At 65.5% G+C, this 16,460-nt stretch carries 16 protein-coding genes; 5 read left to right on the forward strand and 11 right to left on the reverse strand.

What is annotated here, in order from left to right; genetic code table 11:
• Positions 1–20: 20 nt before the first annotated feature.
• Positions 21–1,610 carry a DNA polymerase Y family protein gene (locus tag AYK61_RS07785; RefSeq protein WP_121870395.1) on the reverse strand — a complete coding sequence of 530 codons (1,590 nt, stop codon included), beginning with the start codon at positions 1,608–1,610 and terminating at the stop codon, positions 21–23.
• Positions 1,607–2,419, reverse strand: a complete 813-nt coding sequence (locus AYK61_RS07790) for a hypothetical protein (RefSeq protein WP_183130203.1) — start codon at positions 2,417–2,419, stop codon at positions 1,607–1,609. Before AYK61_RS07790 ends, AYK61_RS07785 begins: the two co-directional genes overlap by 4 nt.
• A 199-nt stretch (positions 2,420–2,618) precedes the next feature.
• On the opposite strand from AYK61_RS07790, the gene AYK61_RS07795 reads away from it, so the two are divergent.
• On the forward strand, positions 2,619–3,848 hold the full coding sequence (locus AYK61_RS07795) for a serine/threonine-protein kinase (RefSeq protein ID WP_121870396.1): 1,230 nt from the start codon (positions 2,619–2,621) through the stop codon (positions 3,846–3,848).
• Here the strand turns inward: AYK61_RS07795 and AYK61_RS07800 are convergent.
• Complete coding sequence (locus AYK61_RS07800; RefSeq protein ID WP_220709161.1) at positions 3,832–4,338, reverse strand: DUF2867 domain-containing protein; 507 nt, start codon at positions 4,336–4,338, stop codon at positions 3,832–3,834. The two genes, AYK61_RS07795 and AYK61_RS07800, sit on opposite strands and share 17 nt — an antisense overlap.
• Before the next feature lie 97 nt (positions 4,339–4,435).
• On the opposite strand from AYK61_RS07800, the gene AYK61_RS07805 reads away from it, so the two are divergent.
• Positions 4,436–5,005 carry a TetR/AcrR family transcriptional regulator gene (locus AYK61_RS07805; protein ID WP_183130204.1) on the forward strand — a complete coding sequence of 190 codons (570 nt, stop codon included), beginning with the start codon at positions 4,436–4,438 and terminating at the stop codon, positions 5,003–5,005.
• Here AYK61_RS07805 and AYK61_RS07810 read toward each other — a convergent pair.
• From AYK61_RS07810 to AYK61_RS07825, 4 genes are read right to left on the reverse strand one after another with little or no spacing between them, the layout of a single operon-like run.
• Positions 4,983–5,672 (reverse strand): response regulator transcription factor, encoded by a 690-nt coding sequence (locus tag AYK61_RS07810; RefSeq protein WP_237669141.1) that lies wholly within the window; start codon positions 5,670–5,672, stop codon positions 4,983–4,985. The two genes, AYK61_RS07805 and AYK61_RS07810, sit on opposite strands and share 23 nt — an antisense overlap.
• The gene (locus AYK61_RS07815) at positions 5,660–6,793 is read right to left on the reverse strand and encodes a sensor histidine kinase (RefSeq protein ID WP_121870399.1); all 1,134 of its coding nucleotides are present in this window, start codon (positions 6,791–6,793) and stop codon (positions 5,660–5,662) included. The genes AYK61_RS07810 and AYK61_RS07815 overlap by 13 nt, the downstream gene beginning before the upstream one ends.
• Complete coding sequence (locus AYK61_RS07820; RefSeq protein WP_259467962.1) at positions 6,790–7,545, reverse strand: alkaline shock response membrane anchor protein AmaP; 756 nt, start codon at positions 7,543–7,545, stop codon at positions 6,790–6,792. The genes AYK61_RS07815 and AYK61_RS07820 overlap by 4 nt, the downstream gene beginning before the upstream one ends.
• Before the next feature lie 32 nt (positions 7,546–7,577).
• Entirely contained in the window at positions 7,578–8,585 is a 1,008-nt protein-coding gene (locus AYK61_RS07825; protein WP_121870400.1) for a MerR family transcriptional regulator, read from the reverse strand.
• 206 nt (positions 8,586–8,791) lie between these two features.
• Between AYK61_RS07825 and AYK61_RS07830 the strand changes: the two genes are divergently transcribed.
• A complete protein-coding gene (locus AYK61_RS07830) occupies positions 8,792–9,133 on the forward strand; it encodes an HNH endonuclease (protein ID WP_121872558.1) in 342 nt (113 codons plus the stop codon).
• Positions 9,134–9,138: 5 nt separating this feature from the next.
• Here the strand turns inward: AYK61_RS07830 and AYK61_RS07835 are convergent, their stop codons facing one another.
• A complete protein-coding gene (locus AYK61_RS07835) occupies positions 9,139–9,786 on the reverse strand; it encodes a response regulator transcription factor (RefSeq protein WP_121870401.1) in 648 nt (215 codons plus the stop codon).
• Positions 9,783–11,207: a sensor histidine kinase gene (locus AYK61_RS07840; RefSeq protein WP_121870402.1), complete on the reverse strand. Its 1,425-nt coding sequence runs from the start codon at positions 11,205–11,207 to the stop codon at positions 9,783–9,785. The genes AYK61_RS07835 and AYK61_RS07840 overlap by 4 nt, the downstream gene beginning before the upstream one ends.
• Positions 11,208–11,355: 148 nt before the next feature.
• Here AYK61_RS07840 and AYK61_RS07845 point away from each other — a divergent pair, with 148 nt between their 5' ends.
• Complete coding sequence (locus tag AYK61_RS07845) at positions 11,356–12,735, forward strand: PspC domain-containing protein (RefSeq protein ID WP_259467963.1); 1,380 nt, start codon at positions 11,356–11,358, stop codon at positions 12,733–12,735.
• The gene (locus tag AYK61_RS07850; RefSeq protein WP_121870404.1) at positions 12,732–12,986 is read left to right on the forward strand and encodes a hypothetical protein; all 255 of its coding nucleotides are present in this window, start codon (positions 12,732–12,734) and stop codon (positions 12,984–12,986) included. Before AYK61_RS07845 ends, AYK61_RS07850 begins: the two co-directional genes overlap by 4 nt.
• 5 nt (positions 12,987–12,991) lie before the next feature.
• On the opposite strand, the gene guaA is transcribed toward AYK61_RS07850, so the two are convergent.
• Together guaA and AYK61_RS07860 are read right to left on the reverse strand one after the other, a co-directional pair.
• A complete protein-coding gene (gene guaA / locus AYK61_RS07855) occupies positions 12,992–14,581 on the reverse strand; it encodes a glutamine-hydrolyzing GMP synthase (RefSeq protein ID WP_032397497.1) in 1,590 nt (529 codons plus the stop codon).
• Positions 14,582–14,611: 30 nt separating this feature from the next.
• Positions 14,612–16,366: an FAD-dependent oxidoreductase gene (locus tag AYK61_RS07860; RefSeq protein ID WP_121870405.1), complete on the reverse strand. Its 1,755-nt coding sequence runs from the start codon at positions 16,364–16,366 to the stop codon at positions 14,612–14,614.
• Positions 16,367–16,460: the final 94 nt, after the last annotated feature.

A 16,460-nucleotide genomic window follows, 5' to 3' on the forward strand; every position in this document is an offset into this window, starting at 1 on the left:
CCTCGAATGTAGCGGTGCCACTATTCGTAGATTCCTTCCACCCGCCATCGACCCTCGTCGAACACCAGCAGCAGGGCCCTTTCGTCGTCGAGCACCACCTGGGCTCGCGCCGTCGGACCCGTCGACGCATGGCCACTGTCCCACCATCGCTCGTCCACCGGCCACGGTCCGGCCAGACCCGTCAGTGCCCATTCCTTGGTCCCCCAGCGCAGTCGCGACGGCGGCGTATCGAACACACCACGATCGGTGACGCCGATTCCGGTTCCCGCTCGATTCATCAGCGTCACCGTCGGACGTGTCTCGATCACTGCCGCCGGAGCAGGCTCCGGTAGCCGTCCCGGCCAGGGATCCGACGGATCGGACATCGGCACCAACTCGTCACCGAGCGGACGCAGCGTGATCCGCTCGGCCGGCCCGCGGCCACCGCTGAGCACACCACCGAGCACCGATTCGCCGCCGAGCAGACCCTGCACGCGCACCAACGCTCGACGCGCCCTCTCGTCCTCGTCCCCGACGCTGCCCCACAACCCCAGCTGCAGCTCACCGGCGGCCACCACTTCGATCGGTTCGAGCCGCAGCACGGTGATCGCGGACGTCGGCTTGTTCTCGCTGCGCCCGGTGATCCAGCCGTCGAGTTGCCACCGCACGCGGTCGGCTGTTCCCTCCGGCGTCAACGGCTCGGCGCACCGCCAGATACGCGACAGATTCTCGCCGTTACCGGTACTGGCATGCACCAGCAGACGAGTGCACGCAACGGCAGCGGCAGCGAGCTTGGTGTGCAACTGCTCGGCCAACCCGCGCCCGGCGAACGCAGCTGCGTCGACCCGATCGATCGGCGGATCGCACTGGTACTCCACATCCAGGTCCGGCGGTAGGGCTCTGGCCGACGGCGGACGTTCGGGCTCACCTCGAGCACTGCGATGCGCCAACACGGCATCGGTACCGAAGCGCGACGCCACATCCCCAGGAGACAGTGCCGCGAAGTCACCAATAGTTCGTAAACCCAAGCGCCGCAACAGATCCACCAGCTCGCCCCGATCGGCAGCCGACATGCTCGGTTCCGCCGAGAGTTCTGCCACCGGCAACGGCGCGAGAAAGCCTGCACCCCCGCCGCGCGGCACCACCTGCGCATACCGCGCGGCGACGACCGCGGTTGACAGCTCGTCGGCGATACCGATCTGACATTCCACACCAGCAGCCGACGCTTCGTCGATCAACCGTTCCGCAGCCCGATGCTCGGTACCGAAATACCGTCCGACGCCGCGGGCAGAGAGAACCAGCAGGCCCGGCCTGAGCACTTCCACCCCCGGCGCGATGGCGGCGACGGCCGAGACCACGGGCTCGAACAGTCGCGCATCACGATCGGTATCGGCAAGAGCGACATGCACATCCGGGCACCGCGCCTGCGCTTCCCGACGGCGCAGGCCGCGCTTGATACCCGACGCCCGTGCCGTCGCCGAGCAGGCAACGACCCGATTGGCCGAGGTGACGACCACCGGATGCGTCGCAGGCAGATCGGCCTGAGCCGCTGCTGCAACAGCGGGCCAATCGGGACACCACAGTGCAAGAACACGGCTGGCAAGAACACGGCTGGAACGGTCGATGCTCATGTCGAGACCGCGATCGACAATGAATTCTGCTCGCGCTTCTCGGTATGCCACTCGATGCGACCGTTCTCCGAACGCAGGTCGAGTCGAACGGTGCGGGGCCGCATCGCCTTGCCGCGAGCGCACACCGACAATCGGACGCCGCGCAGTCGGCCGCGGCCCAGTTCCCGGCCCGTACCGAGGCCGTCGTATCCGTGCACCGACGCGTCCAGTCGTAGCTCTGCCCCGTCCCAGTGCCCATCGGTCACCAGCAGCGTCGACCCCTTGCTCCGCGCTCTGGCCACCACGGCCCTGGCCCGGGTGGGCGATACCGACAGACCGCCGAGACCGAGTACCACGAGGTCGACACCGTCGAGCAGAATGGCCGCCACTTCCACCGGGTCGGGACCGGGATCGGGAATCAGAGCCAGCTTGCTCAACTGTGCGCCCATCTCCACCGCGGCCAGAATCCCGAAACGGGGCTGCCCGATGACGGCGACATGCCCACCGGCACCGGTCACCGCAGCCACCAACCCGATCAGGAGCGAGCCGGCACCGGACACCGAGGCCACCGTTCCACGCACCAGTCCACCGTGCGGCAGCACCTCGATCAGCGCAGACGGCACTGGAAGAACGGGTCGTTGACGGGTTGGACGCTGCGTCGACGGTTCCGGGTGCATGGGCTCGACGGGGTCCGAATTCTCGATGCGCACCGACGCCGTTTCGCCCCGAGAAGGTACGGCAGCCATCCGGCTACGCAGCAACGCCACGCGCTCCGGCAGCGACAACCCGTCGAGCACATCCGGCGTGACGGAAGCTCCCGGTACAGTCATGTCACTCCCCTTCGCGGCGTAGAAAATCGACCCGAAACTTCGGTGTTCGACGAACGCGGGAAGTGGCGTATTCGAACACAATTTCGATCTGCGCTCAGTAAAGCCGCTCGGACGGCAACTCGTCAAGGTGATGCCGAAGCCCCTGGTAGATGCCTCCGTTCTGCGGCTGCAGGCACGTCCCGCCATCGTCAACTAACCTGTGGACGTGACGGATCAGCAGCGTGTTCGACGGGGCGTCGGGCCCGACTACCTCCTGGCAGGCAGATACCGCCTGGCCGGCAAACTCGGCGGAGGAGGCATGGGCGCGGTATGGCTCGCCACCGACACGCTTCTGCACCGTCAAGTGGCCGTCAAACAGGTCACGTCCACCACTCGGTTGACTCCACAGCAGGCCGTGGAAGTACGCAACCGGGCCATGCGTGAAGGCCGCATCGCTGCCCGACTCTCCAGCCCCCACGCCATCGCGATGCACGACGTCGCTCTCGTCGACGGTGAGCCGTGGTTGGTCATGGAATATCTGTCCTCGCGGAGTCTCGCGCAGGCACTCGGCACCACCGATTCGCTACCACCGTTCGAGGTCGCTCAGATCGGTGCACAGATCGCCGATGCCCTGACCGAGGCGCACGAGGCCGGGATCGTGCACCGAGACATCAAGCCGGGCAACATTCTGATCGCCGATCGCGGCAAGGATCTGGGCATCGTCAAGATCAGCGACTTCGGCATCTCCCGCGCCAAGGGCGACGTCGAAGCAGCCGACGACAGCGTGATCACCGGAACCCCGGCATATTTCGCACCCGAGGTCGCGCGCGGACAGGATCCCACCGCAGCCAGCGACGTGTTCTCCCTCGGCGCAACGCTGTACACGGCCATCGAAGGCAAGCCGCCGTTCGACATCGATCACGATTCGATCGCACTGCTGCACCGAGTTGCCAAGGGGCAGATCATCGCTCCCACCCGCAGCGGCGATCTCACGGGCCCGTTGCTGCACATGCTCGAGCCCGATCCTGCCCGACGGCCCACCATGGCGCAGGCCCGCGACGAGATCATCGTCGCCGCGATCAGCAAGCGCGGCACCATAGCTCAGCTGCGCGGGGTGCCTCTGACGTCTGTGGACGGCGTGGTCCCGGCGTGGGCGAGGCGCTCGACACCGGTCTCCGAATCTCGCCGTCCGTCGCGAGAGTTCGGAAGAACCATCGCGGGCTTGCCGGCCGTGCAACCCGGTGAGAGCCAAGCCAACCCGGTTCCGTCGACGTATTCGCCACCGCCGTTCGATCTGCCGAAAAAGAAGAAGAACCCGATCGACGACGTCCTGATGCGCATCGAGGACGTCATCGGTGACCGAACGTCGATTCCGTCGACCGCGATCCTCGCAGCACTCGTGCTCGCCGTCGTGGTCGCTGTCGTTCTGGTGATCATGCTTGTGATGTGACCCGACCGTCGAGTCGCGCGATGGCGTCGGTGAGCACCGATGGCGCAAGCCTGCGGTGCACGGCGGACAGCGGTACCCACGCCCACCTCCCGAGACTGCGGTCGTATCGAACGAAGGTCGTCAATTCGAGCCGCCCGTCTGCTGCGTGGATCACCAGATGCACAGTCAGAGAATGTGATCGGTTTTCCAGTCGAATCCACCGCGGAGTAGTTTCTGCGATGCGCCATCCCGCGACCGACGTCGGAGTCGGCCCTGCGATCAGCCTCAACTGCAACAAACCCTGCCAAATGAATCGTTCGGCAACGGAAGGAACATCGCCGAACATGACTCTCGCGTACCGTTCCGGCGCGGCCGCGGTATCGACGTCCACGAAGAAGTGGTCGACGTAGTCCGCGTGCATGGTCGAGCGGGCGAGTACACCCTCTGCCATCTCATCGAATCCGACCAGGCTCTTCACCCGGTACCGGTCATGCTCGTCAGACTTCGACACACTCGACTCCCCTCAGGTATACGGTGACGTACAACGTGATCGTATCTCTTTTATACGGTGCCGTATAGATAAAACTGTCGACGCTCAGGAGGGCACCTTGCCTCGCGCACGCACCCCACGTGACAGGTGGATCGAGGAGGGCTTGGCACTCCTCGTCGAAGGCGGTCCCGATGCAGTCCGCGTGGAAGTCCTTGCCACACGCATCGGAGTGACCAAAGGCGGCTTCTACGGCCACTTCTCGGACAGAGCCGCCCTCCTCGACGCCATGCTCGACCGGTGGCGCACTGACAGCGTCGACGAGGTACTCGCTGCCGTCGAACAAGCCGGCGGAGATCCGGCGGACCGGGCCGTCCTCGCCGGCCACCTCACATTCGACGGCGAACGCCTACCGACGGACATGGCGGTACGCGAATGGGCGCGCCGAGACTCGGGCGTCGCCGAACGGCTGCGAGAGGTCGACAACCGACGAATGGAGTTGCTGCGCAAGTCGTTCGCGGGCAACGGTACCAAGGGAGTCGAGCTCGAAGCTCGGTGCCTGATTGCGTTCTGTGTCGCAATCGGCAGCCGACTGCTCGACGCCGACCATCCCGGCTTCACCCGCAGGCAGGTACTCGACGCCGCCACCGAATTGGTGATCGACCCCGTCAACGCGCCTCGTGCACGATGATCGCGATCTGAACCCTGTTGCTGCACTCCAGTTTCGTGAGGATTCGTGAGACATAGGTCTTCACGGTCGCCACACTCATGTACAGCTCAGCACTGATCTCCGCGTTGGACTTTCCCGATCCGACGGCAACGGCCACCTCACGTTCACGATCGGTCAGCGCATCGAGCAGCGCCCGTGCACGTTCGGTGGCAGAATCGTGCGATCGGGCATCCTGCTCGCGCCAGTGCGCAACCAAGCGTCCGACGGCTGTAGGCGACAGCATCGACTCTCCGGTTCCGACGCGATGCACCGCGTCGATGATGTCCCGCGGCGGAGTGTCCTTCAGCAAGAACCCGTTTGCGCCCGCCCGCAGAGCCCGCAGCAGATATTCGTCGGTGTCGAAGGTGGTCAGCACTACGATTGCCGCTGAAAAACCCTCCGCTCGAAGCATTTCGGTGGCGGCCAGACCATCCAGGACAGGCATCCGAACATCCATCAGAACCACATCGGGAGCCAGCGTGTGCACTGCCTCCATACCGCTGCGCCCGTCCGACGCCTCGCCGACCACTGTGATACCCGGATCCGAACTCAAGATGAGAGACAGTCCCGCCCGCACCAACGCGTCGTCGTCGACCAGCAACACCTCGAGCACATCGGCTGCCTCGGGATCATCGGTCAGTTCGGGCACGGTAACCACGCTTCCAAACGGTAGACCACTCCGACGCTACTACGGGCGATACCGTACTCGATTCGTCCGCCTGCCAGCTCGATTCGCTCGGTGAGGCCGATCATCCCCGAGCGAGAACCGGGCACTGTCGCGAATCTCTCTGCACTGATACCGTTTTCGAGCCACACCCTGATCTCGCTGCCCGTCGGAGCAATTCCGCAGCGAACCGGCACACCCGGCGCATGCTTTCTCGCGTTGGTGAGCCCCTCCTGAATGACACGGTGAACGGTGCGAGAGGCCGAGGCAGGCAGCGTGAGGTTCGCGGGCATCTCGTCGACGAACGTCACCTGCGTACCGGCTTTCTCCGAATCCTCGATCAGCGCAGCTATATCGTCCACACCCGGTTGTGGACGCGGAACACTCACGTCGCCCGATCGAAGTACTCCCAGTATCTCGCGCAGATCCTCCAGGGCACCGTGCGCATTGGATCTGATGGTCGACGCGAGTGCTTCGACCTCCCGCGCACCGACATCCGGCCGGACCTCGAGCGCACCCGCATGGAGACTGACCAACGAGATCCGATGTGCGAGAGCATCATGCATCTCCCGCGCGATCCGCTCACGTTCGAGTCCGCGAACTGTCTCGGCTCGCAGGTTCGATTCCGACTCTGCTCGTTCGGCCCGCTCACGTAGCGAATCGATCACCTCGCGACGCGATTTGACGACGATGCCCCATGCCGCCGGGATGCTCAGAAAGGCGAGACTTGTCATCGCGACGTAGAGAATCGACAGCTCGGCCCACACGGTCGTCCAGATCATCGACGCCAGCACGTGCAGAACCACCACCGCGGTGGTGACCCGCCACGACTTTCGAGAAGCCACCGTGAAAACGGCCACCAGTTCGGCCCCACCCACTGCATCGGTGAGAACAGCACACAGCGCCAGCGCCACCGCAAGCTCGATCGGCCACCGGCGACGCCACCACAACAGCACGGCACCGAGAACGCCCACGACGATCGAGACGACCGTTCGGGTGGTGGTCATACCCTCGGTGCCTGCGGCTACCGACAACACCAGCAACAGCGCGAACACGATGGCGGCGACATCCCATGCGCGTTCTCGATGCCGTCGCAGCACAGTCATGATCTGACCAGGGGGCGCCAGTACTGGCTGGTCTTCTTGTCGCGCACCACCACGCCGAGTCTGTCCAGCTCCGAACGCAATTCGCGTGCATCGGCACCCGCCTTCTTCTTCAGTGCCATGTCCCGAGCCCTGAGCACCGCATTCACCTCCGGTGCCAGACCCGGGGTCTCGGGCACCCACAGGTGATAGAGATCGTCGTAGGGATCACCGGGCGCAACCGAGTAGCCCCGCTGCTCGAATACCGTCTCGATCGCCTCACGCTTCTCCTCGCTCGGCACCCGCACCAGCTGACGCGACGCCGCGTCGAGCAACACCAGTTCCTTGCCGTCGACGAACACGGTGCCTACCTGTGATCTGGACACGGTGACGGTCTCGCCCTTCTCGGTGATGCGTACGACTGCCTCGGACACCGCCACCCGGGCAGTGTCGTAGAACACGGCGACCACCAACGCCAGCCCGAGCAGTACCCCCACCCCGATGCAGACGTACCGCACCCACCACTGCGACCACGACGCGATCAATTCCAACGGACCCTGGAACGGTATCCAGGTGAGCGACGCTCCCCACTCCGCCACGTACGGCACCGCGAATCCCAGCAACCCACCGATCATCACGGCACCGACGATCAGGAAGAGCCGATCGCCGCGGGAGAACCACAGCACCGCCGGTGGCGTCTCCCCGAGCATCTTGTCGTCCATACCGTCGACGGTATCGAGTGTGGGAGCCGATACCCAGTCATCGAAAGTCGACACTTCGCCGACTTTCGACGACAGGAAGCACTCGATCAGCCGAGAACCGGCATCACCAGTGTCGTCAGAGCGCCGTCGACCGCGGAACGCACGAGCATCGAGTGATCCGGTGCAGCGATATCGAGCATCAGGTCGGGCCCGACAGCCGACGCAACGGCCGCCTGCAGAACGGCCGCGTCGAAGAACACCACGCTCTCCGAACCGGTCACCTGTGCGGGGACCGCAACACCATCGACCCGGACGCCGTTCGGCCCGGCCTCGATCCGAAGGGTGCCGCCGCCGAGCGGAACGAAATCTCGTTGCAGCACAACCCTGGTCACGGTCGGAGCCAAGCCATCCATGATCGTCCGCCAGTCGGGGAATTCGCCGTCGACCGGATCCACCGCAGCCCGAGCACCGTCGGAGTCGATCACCATCGAGTCGTCGGTTGCTGTCAGCGCGAGAGTGCCAGTTGTAGTCACCGTCCCGAGTGAGCCGATCGCCGCAACTCGAGACCAAGAGGTGCCGGCCGAGCACTGCGCAACGAGACTTCGGGTGGACAGTCGATACCGATCGGTCGCAGTGAGGGTGACAGTGCCACCGTCCACCTCGACCAGCACGCCCCGCAGCACCGGAAACTCCTCGCTGGTCCCGGCCGCAGACGCGACCTGTTCCACCGCCGACGCGAACTCGGCGGCAGATACCGTTGCTGTGCAGTATTTTTCGTCGAACAACCGGCGGATGGACACTGCGGCCTCGGCTGCTGCCCGCGCCCGTGCGGCGAGCTCGTCGACGTGCCGATCCACGATGTCGACCGCTGCAGCTCCGTCGCCGTCGAGGGCAGAGGCCACCTTGTCGAGCGACATACCGATCTCCCGAAGTTGCCGAATGATGTTCGCCCGCTTCGCTTGTGCTCGGGTGTAGTAGCGATAGCCGGACTTGGCGTCGATGAAGGCCGGGACGAGCAGTGCGCAGTCGTCGTAGAACCGCAGGGCGCTGGGGGTCAGGCCGCTCGAGCGAGCGAACGCACCGATGGTCAGGAATTCTTCTTCCGAATCAGTCATGGTGAAATCCTGAGGCTTCGCGTTGGTCGAAGGTCAAGCACTGTGCGTCCGGGCCGGTGTGGCCCGTGTCGTCTGCCATGCTCATCATCCGGCGATACTCGGCAACGGTGTGAATTTCGGCGCGCGGAGGCAAAACACGGAAGTGCTGCCGCGGCCGAAGTATCGGCGCCGTTGTGCACCCTCGCCGCAAGCTCCCCGCCGCTGAGCTGCCGAAGGCAACGCGGGCGCGCTACACGAAACGACGGCGACGACGGCTCGCCCGAGTGGACAACGACCTCACCGCCTCCCAGTGGGCGGAACTTCTCGACGCCTGGGGAGGGTGCGCCTACTGTCGCGCGACGAGTGCGCCGCTGCAACGCGACTGCATCACGCCGGTCTCTCGCGGTGGCCGGTACACACTCGACAACGTCGTGCCGGCCTGCCCCTCCTGCAACGCCAGCAAACACAACAGCGAAGTGACCGGGTGGCTCCGACGCAAGAAGCTCGACGAGCACACGTTCCTGATCCGTCACGCGACGATCCTGGCGACACTTCTCCGATCGACGTAGGTCCCCTAGTCGATTCGACGCTTGTGCGCCCATCGGGTGAGCGCATTCCTGTTGGACTGCTGAGTCTTTCGTAGAACGTTCGAGGCATGCGTCTCGACGGTCTTGACGGAGATGAACAGATCCTCGGCAATCTCGCGATAGGTGTATCCGCGCGCCAGCAACCGCAACACCTCGAGTTCACGGGGCGTGAGCGAATCGAGTTCCGGATCCAGCGGGGGCTCCGGGGCGGCGCTGCGACCGGTGAACGAATCGAGGACGAACCCGGCCAGTCGGGGGCTGAAGACGGCATCTCCCCCGGCGACGCGTCGAACACCGTCGGCGAGCTCAGAGCCGGAGATCGTCTTGGTGACGTATCCCCTCGCCCCGGCACGGATGACGGCGATGACGTCCTCGGCGGCGTCGGACACACTCAGGGCGAGACATACCGGCCCCTCGGAGATGCGGTTCAACACGGCCACGCCGCCGCCGTCGGGCATGTGCACGTCGAGCAACACCACGTCCGGCTTCGTCGAGTCGATGCCCGAGACCGCCTCGGCGACGCCTCCGGCTTCCCCGACGACGTCGATGTCCGCCTCGCGAGCGAGTTCGGCTCGCACACCGGAACGGAACACCGCATGATCGTCGACCAGGAAAACGCGGAAAGGTTCGGTCACGTCGGCTGCTCCTGCTGGGTGGATTCGGAAGATTCGGTGGTGACGGAGGCGCCGTTGCGGGGCATGAAGATTCGCACTTCGGTTCCCTTGCCGACGGTCGACCGTACCTGCACCGTGCCACCGCGGCGCTCGATGCGTCCCCGAATGGACTTCGCCAGTCCCTGTCGATCCTCGGGTACCTCGGATTCGTCGAACCCGGTACCGCGATCGCGGACGAAGACGCTGACCTGTTCCGGTTCGGTTTCGGCGAACAGATCGATATTGGTCTCACCGGAGTGCTTGGCCGCGTTGACAAGAGACTCTCGCGTGGCACCCAGTAGCGCGGTGAAGCTCTCGCGGGACAGGCCTGACTCGACGTCGTCGGGCAGTAGGTGTACGTCACCGACTGTGATGGGTCGAACCGTCACGCCGTGCTGATCCTCGACCTCCCCGGAGATGGTCTTGAGCGCGTCGGCCAAGCTGGAGTTGTCGGTGTCGCCGCCGTCGAAGAGCCATTTGCGTAGTTCACGCTCCTGCCCCCGCGCCAACCGCATCACCTCCTGCGGCTGGTCGGACTGCTTCTGGATCAGCGCCAGTGTCTGCAGCACCGAATCGTGCAGGTGCGACGCGATTTCCTCGCGTTCGTCGTTGCGGATGCGTGCAGACCGCTCGGCACCGAGCGCGCGCCAGGTGCGCAACCAGATGGGAACCGTCAGCAGGCCGACGCCGACGAGAGTGACCACCACCGCCAGCAGCGACGAGCGCAGTGCGGCCAGATCGACGCGGGCGAGCACCACCACGGCGAGGCCGAGCACGATCAACGTCGCTCCGCCGACGACCCTCGCCCAACTCAACACGGTCGGATGCTTGGGCAGACCCACAGCTGTTCGCGGTCCCTCGGAGTCGAACTCGCGCCAGACCAGGGCCGCACCGATCACCACGACGATGACCGGCACGATGACCGAAGCAGCGGTACCGCTGAGAAGCCAGGCGAGACCGACGGCGAGGCCGAGACCGATAGCAGCCAACCCGAGCGCACGCTGGCGTTCGGCGGCACTCGGATGCGCGGTGTCCTCGCCCGCGGGCGTGAACATCCAGATCAATCCGTATGCGGCGATGCCGGCACCGGCGGACGCGGCGAGCAGCGCGAACGCCACCCGAATCTTGAACACGTCGATGCCGAGATGGTCGGCGAGCCCGCCTGCCACGCCGCCGACGATGCGTCCGCCGCCGCGGCGTTGGAAGGGGGCAGGAGCGGAGCCTGCAGGAGTGACAGGAAAAGCAGGAGCGGAGCCTGCAGAAGCGACAGGAAAAGCAGGAGTGACAGGGACAACGGGAGCGACGGGGACAGCGGTCGGCGTGCCATGGGTAGCCGTCGCGTCGCCTGCCGGGGACGGTGTGTTCCGGGCGGCGTCGACGGGTGGATTGTCGACAGGGTGCACGCCTTCGATCCTGGCACGGATGCGGTGGTGATCGCATCAGGGTTCGCCCTGATGTTTCGCGGATCCGGCGAGGTGGACCCGATTTCGGGGATGAAGATCAGGGGTATCCCTGATGTGTTCGGTGCTCGTGGCGGCCACGATGGTTGTCATGAGCAACGTGACCGTCTCGGATCAACTTCAGCAGATGTGGCGCACCCGTCCGCACCGCTTGCCGCAACGCGGGCATGTGGCGGGTGTTGCGGCCGGTATCGGCTATCGCTACGACGTCGACCCCGTTCTGATTCGGATCGCGTTCGTCGTCTCCACCTTGTTCGGCGGTACCGGCATCGTGCTGTATCTGGCGGGGTGGCTTGTCCTCAACCGCGCCGGTGACACCGCGTCGGGCGCGGAGTCGCTGGTCGGGCGTGGCAACAGCTCCGATTCGACGACCAAGATGGTGGTCGTGGCGGTGGCATTGGTCATTGCGGTGTCGACGATCGGCCCGGTGGGCGTCGGACTCGGGGGTTCGGGGCTGATCTCTCTGGTGGCGATGCTCGGCGGACTGTGGTTGCTGCACCAACGGTGCCCGGAGCCGCCGCCGTACATGCGAACGCCGGAGTTCTCCCGCAACCGATACGCCCCGAGACCGTTCGGATCTCCCAGCACGTCGGCCGAGCAGTGGACGGCCGCGCAGTATCGTCCGCCGCAGTTCCAACACCAGAGCTACACCCCGTACACGACTCTGCCCAAGAGCTACGTTCCGACACCGAAGCCGCTCGAGCACACCGAAGCCGACGCCGACGCGCACACCGTGAACCTGAGCAAGACGACCGCATTCGCCGAGAAGCCGAACGACACGCCGACCGATATGCCCACCGTGACTCCCCCGTCGTGGGACCCACTCGGTGTGGCACCGTTCGCCTGGGATCTTCCCGAACCGGCAGGCATATTCCCGCCTGCGGCGATCGAACGCAAGCGTCGATCACGTTGGACGGCAAGCTTTCTCGGCCTGGCTCTGCTCGCTGCCGGCATCACCGCGGCGGTAGGTGCCGCAACCGGCGGAGACTGGGCCTCGGCGGGCCGCGTCGGAGCCGTCGCGCTCGCGGTCATCTCGGTGGGACTCCTGCTCGGCGCATTCCTGCGCAAGGGCTACGGATTGCTGGTGGTCGCGGCACCCCTGGCCGGCTTCGTCGTCCTGGCGTCAGCGGTCGGTCCGATGGACGTGGGCAACAGTGCGTCGGGAACGCAGCGCATCGCACCGATCACCGTTGCCGATCTCGACGCCACCTACGACGTCGGTATGGGTGAGCTGGACCTCGACCTCACGGGCCTCGACCTCACCGAGGACCGGACCGTAGAGATCGATGTGGCGCTGGGCAGTGCATCGGTGACCGTGCCCGATTCGATGAACGTGATCGTGCAGTGCGAGGCGGCGTTGGGTTCGTGCCCTACCGACTCGAGGTTCGGTCCGGGAACGAGCAGCGACGATCCGGTACTGACGATCGTGGGGGATCTGGCACTCGGCGAACTGAAAGTGGGGAACCAGTGAAGAAGAACAAGACCGACCGTGTCGGCCGCGACTACGACGACTCCGCCACCGAGGATCGCACGTCGAGCCGACGCGGCCCCTCGGCGCTGCTGCTCCTCGCCGGGCTGGCCGCCATGGTCGTCTCGGTCGCAGCCCTCATCGGCCAGGGAGCAATCGCGGCACTCGGCGACGTTCAGTTCCGCTGGGTGTTCGTCGTCGCCGCGGTGGTAGTCGGCTTCGCGCTACTACTGGGCCCCAGCAGAAAGAGCTGAGTCCGCTACTCCCACTCGATGGTGCCCGGCGGCTTGCTCGTGACGTCGAGAACGACTCGGTTGACCTCCGGAACCTCGTTGGTCACCCGAGTCGAAATCGTTTCCAGCACGTCGTACGGCAAACGAGTCCAGTCCGCAGTCATCGCGTCCTCGCTCGAGACCGGACGCAGCACGATCGGATGGCCGTAGGTACGGCCGTCGCCCTGCACTCCGACACTGCGCACGTCGGCCAAGAGCACCACCGGGCACTGCCAGATCTGCTGATCCAAGCCCGCTACCGTAAGTTCTTCGCGGACAATCGAATCGGCATGACGGAGCGTGTTCAGACGGTCGCGGGTGATCTCACCGACGATGCGAATCGCCAGACCGGGTCCAGGGAACGGCTGCCTGCCGACGATGTCCTCGGGCAATCCCAATTCTCGCCCGACCGCACGCACCTCGTCCTTGAACAGTGCACGAAGCGGCTCGACCAGGGCGAACTGCAAATCGTCCGGCAGCCCGCCGACGTTGTGGTGACTCTTGATGTTCGCGGTACCGGACCCGCCACCGGACTCGACGACGTCCGGGTACAACGTGCCCTGCACCAGGAACTCGACCGCATCGCCGTGCTCGGCGTTCTCGCCCAGCACCTCGGCCACAGCGCCTTCGAAGCTCCGGATGAACTCGCGGCCGATGATCTTGCGCTTCTCCTCCGGGTCGGAGACGCCCTCGAGCGCGCCGAGGAAGGTATCGACCGCATCGACGGTGACCAACTTTGCACCCGTCGCGGCGACGAAATCCTGCTGCACCTGCTCACGCTCGCCGGCGCGCAGCAGTCCGTGGTCGACGAAGACACAGGTCAGCCGGTCACCGATCGCCCGCTGCACCAGTGCCGCCGCAACCGCGGAGTCGACGCCGCCCGAGAGGCCACAGATGGCCTTGCCCGTTGGGCCCACCTGCTCCTGCACTGCGTCGACCAGTGCGTCGGCGATGTTGGCTGCAGTCCAGTCCGGGGCGATACCCGCCGTCTCGTGCAGGAACCGGCTGAGCACCTGCTGCCCGTGCGGGGAGTGCAGAACCTCAGGGTGATACTGCACGCCCGCCATGCGCTTGCCCTCGTTCTCGAAGGCAGCGACCGGCGCGCCCGCGCTGGTTGCGGTGACGGTGAAGCCCTCCGGGGCCGCGGTGACGGCGTCACCGTGACTCATCCAGACCGGCTGCGTGGCGGGCAGACCGTCGTGCAGACGACCGCCGTCCACGCTGAGTTGGGTGCGCCCGTACTCCCGCGTTCCGGTGTGTTCGACGGTTCCGCCGAGGGCCTGGGCCATGGCCTGGAATCCGTAGCAGATGCCGAACACGGGGATGCCGAGGTCGAGGAGCGCGGAATCGAGCTCCGGCGCACCCTCGGCGTAGACGCTGGAGGGTCCGCCGGAAAGCACAAGCGCGACAGGGTCCTTCGCCGCGATCTCCTCGGCGGTCGCGGTATGCGAGATCACCTCGGAGTACACATTGGCCTCGCGCACACGGCGGGCGATCAACTGCGCGTACTGGGCGCCGAAATCGACGACGAGAACCGGGCGTGCGTGTGCGGGATCGTGTGCAGAGGAGTCGGTCACCGGGTCAGTCTAGTGGGCCAGGTGTAGCGCTCACGCAACACCCGAACGCTCGACGGGCATCGCCGAGGAGCCGGACCGGATCTCGACGATCGGCAGTCGCAGACCACCCGGAGCATCCACCGGGACGACCGGAGAGTTCGGGGCGATCGGGTCGAGACGCTGGTACGGCAGCCCCTGTGCCGGACGGAGATCCAGCTCGCCCTTGTTCGGCCACAGCGCGGCGGAACGCTCGGCCTGCGCGCTGATCGTCAGCGACGGGTTCACTCCGAGGTTGGCCGACACGGCAGCCCCGTCGACCACGCTGAGCGTCGGGTAGCCGTGGACGCGGTGGTACGGATCGATGACGCCGTGCTCGGAATCCGAGGCGATCGCACATCCACCGAGGAAGTGGGCCGTGAGCGGAATGTTGAACAACTCTCCCCACGTACCGCCTGCAACACCACCGATCTTCTTCGCGATGCGTCGGGTGGCGTCGTTGCCCTCGGGGATCCACGTCGGGTTGGGCTCACCGTGCCCCTGCTTGCTCGAGATCTTGCGGCCGAAGGGACCACGCTTGGTGAACGTGGTGATCGAGTTGTCGAGGTTCTGCATCACCAGCGCGATGATGGTGCGCTCGCTCCAGTGCCGAACGTTGACCACGCGCAGGAACTGAATCGGGTGCGCGATCAGCGCGAACACGAACTTGAGCCACCGGGGAATCTTTCCGCCGCCGTCGGTCATCAGTGTCTGCAGCATGCCCATCGCGTTCGAGCCCTTGCCGTATCGGCACGGTTCGATGTGGGTGTTGGGGCTGGGGTGGAACGAGGACGTGATCGCGACTCCGCGAGTGAGGTCCATGTTCGGATCGACCGCCAACTTCGCGGCCCCGACGATCGACTCGGAGTTGGTGCGCGTCAGTTCCCCGAGTGTGTCGGACAGACGGGGCAGCGCGCCCGTGTCCTTCATCTTGTGCAGCAGGTTCTGCGTACCCCAGGTGCCTGCGGCGAGAACCACGTTGGCCGCACTGTAGGTCTTGCGCCCCTTGCGCAGCCGAGCGCCGGTTCGTTCGGTGTCGACGTCCCAGGTGCCGTCGGATCGGGGAACGAGACCGGTGACGGTCGTCATCGGCACGATCTCGGCTCCTGCGCGCTCGGCCAGGCCGAGGTAGTTCTTCAGCAGGGTGTTCTTGGCTCCGTGGCGGCAACCGGTCATGCACTCGCCGCATTCGATACATCCGGTGCGCTCGGGGCCTGCACCGCCGAAGTACGGATCCGGGACGGTCTTGCCGGGTTCTTCCCCGAAGAACACTCCCACCGGCGTCTGGATGAAGGTATCGGCGACGCCCATGTCCTCGGCAACCGACTTCATCACCTCGTCGGCGGGGGTCATGTGCGGGTTGCGGACGACGCCGAGCATGCGGGTGGCCTGGTCGTAGAACGGCGAGAGCTCACTGCTCCAGTCGGTGATGTGCGACCACTGCTTGTCCTCGAAGAACGGAGCCTGGGGCTTGTAGAGGGTGTTCGCGTAGTTCAGCGAGCCGCCGCCGACTCCGGCACCGGCGAGGATGAGGCAGTCGCGCAGCAGGTGCACGCGCTGGATGCCGTAGAGGCCGAGCTTCGGTGCCCACAGGAAGCGCTTGAGATCCCAACTGTTCTTCGCGAAGTCCTTGTCCTCGAAGCGTTGTCCGGCTTCCAGGATGCCGACGCGGTATCCCTTCTCCACCAACCGAAGCGCGGTGACGCTCCCGCCGAAGCCCGAACCGACGATCAAGACGTCGTAATCCGTTGCGCGAACAGCTGAACCCATGGTGACCTCCGCTACATCCGATGCTGTCGAACAGTATGCACACCCCCATGTGACTACCGCCACAAACGATTCTAGCTGTTACGAGAGGTATCAC

It is taken from the genome of Rhodococcus sp. SBT000017 (assembly GCF_003688915.1).
Lineage (GTDB): Bacteria > Actinomycetota > Actinomycetes > Mycobacteriales > Mycobacteriaceae > Rhodococcoides.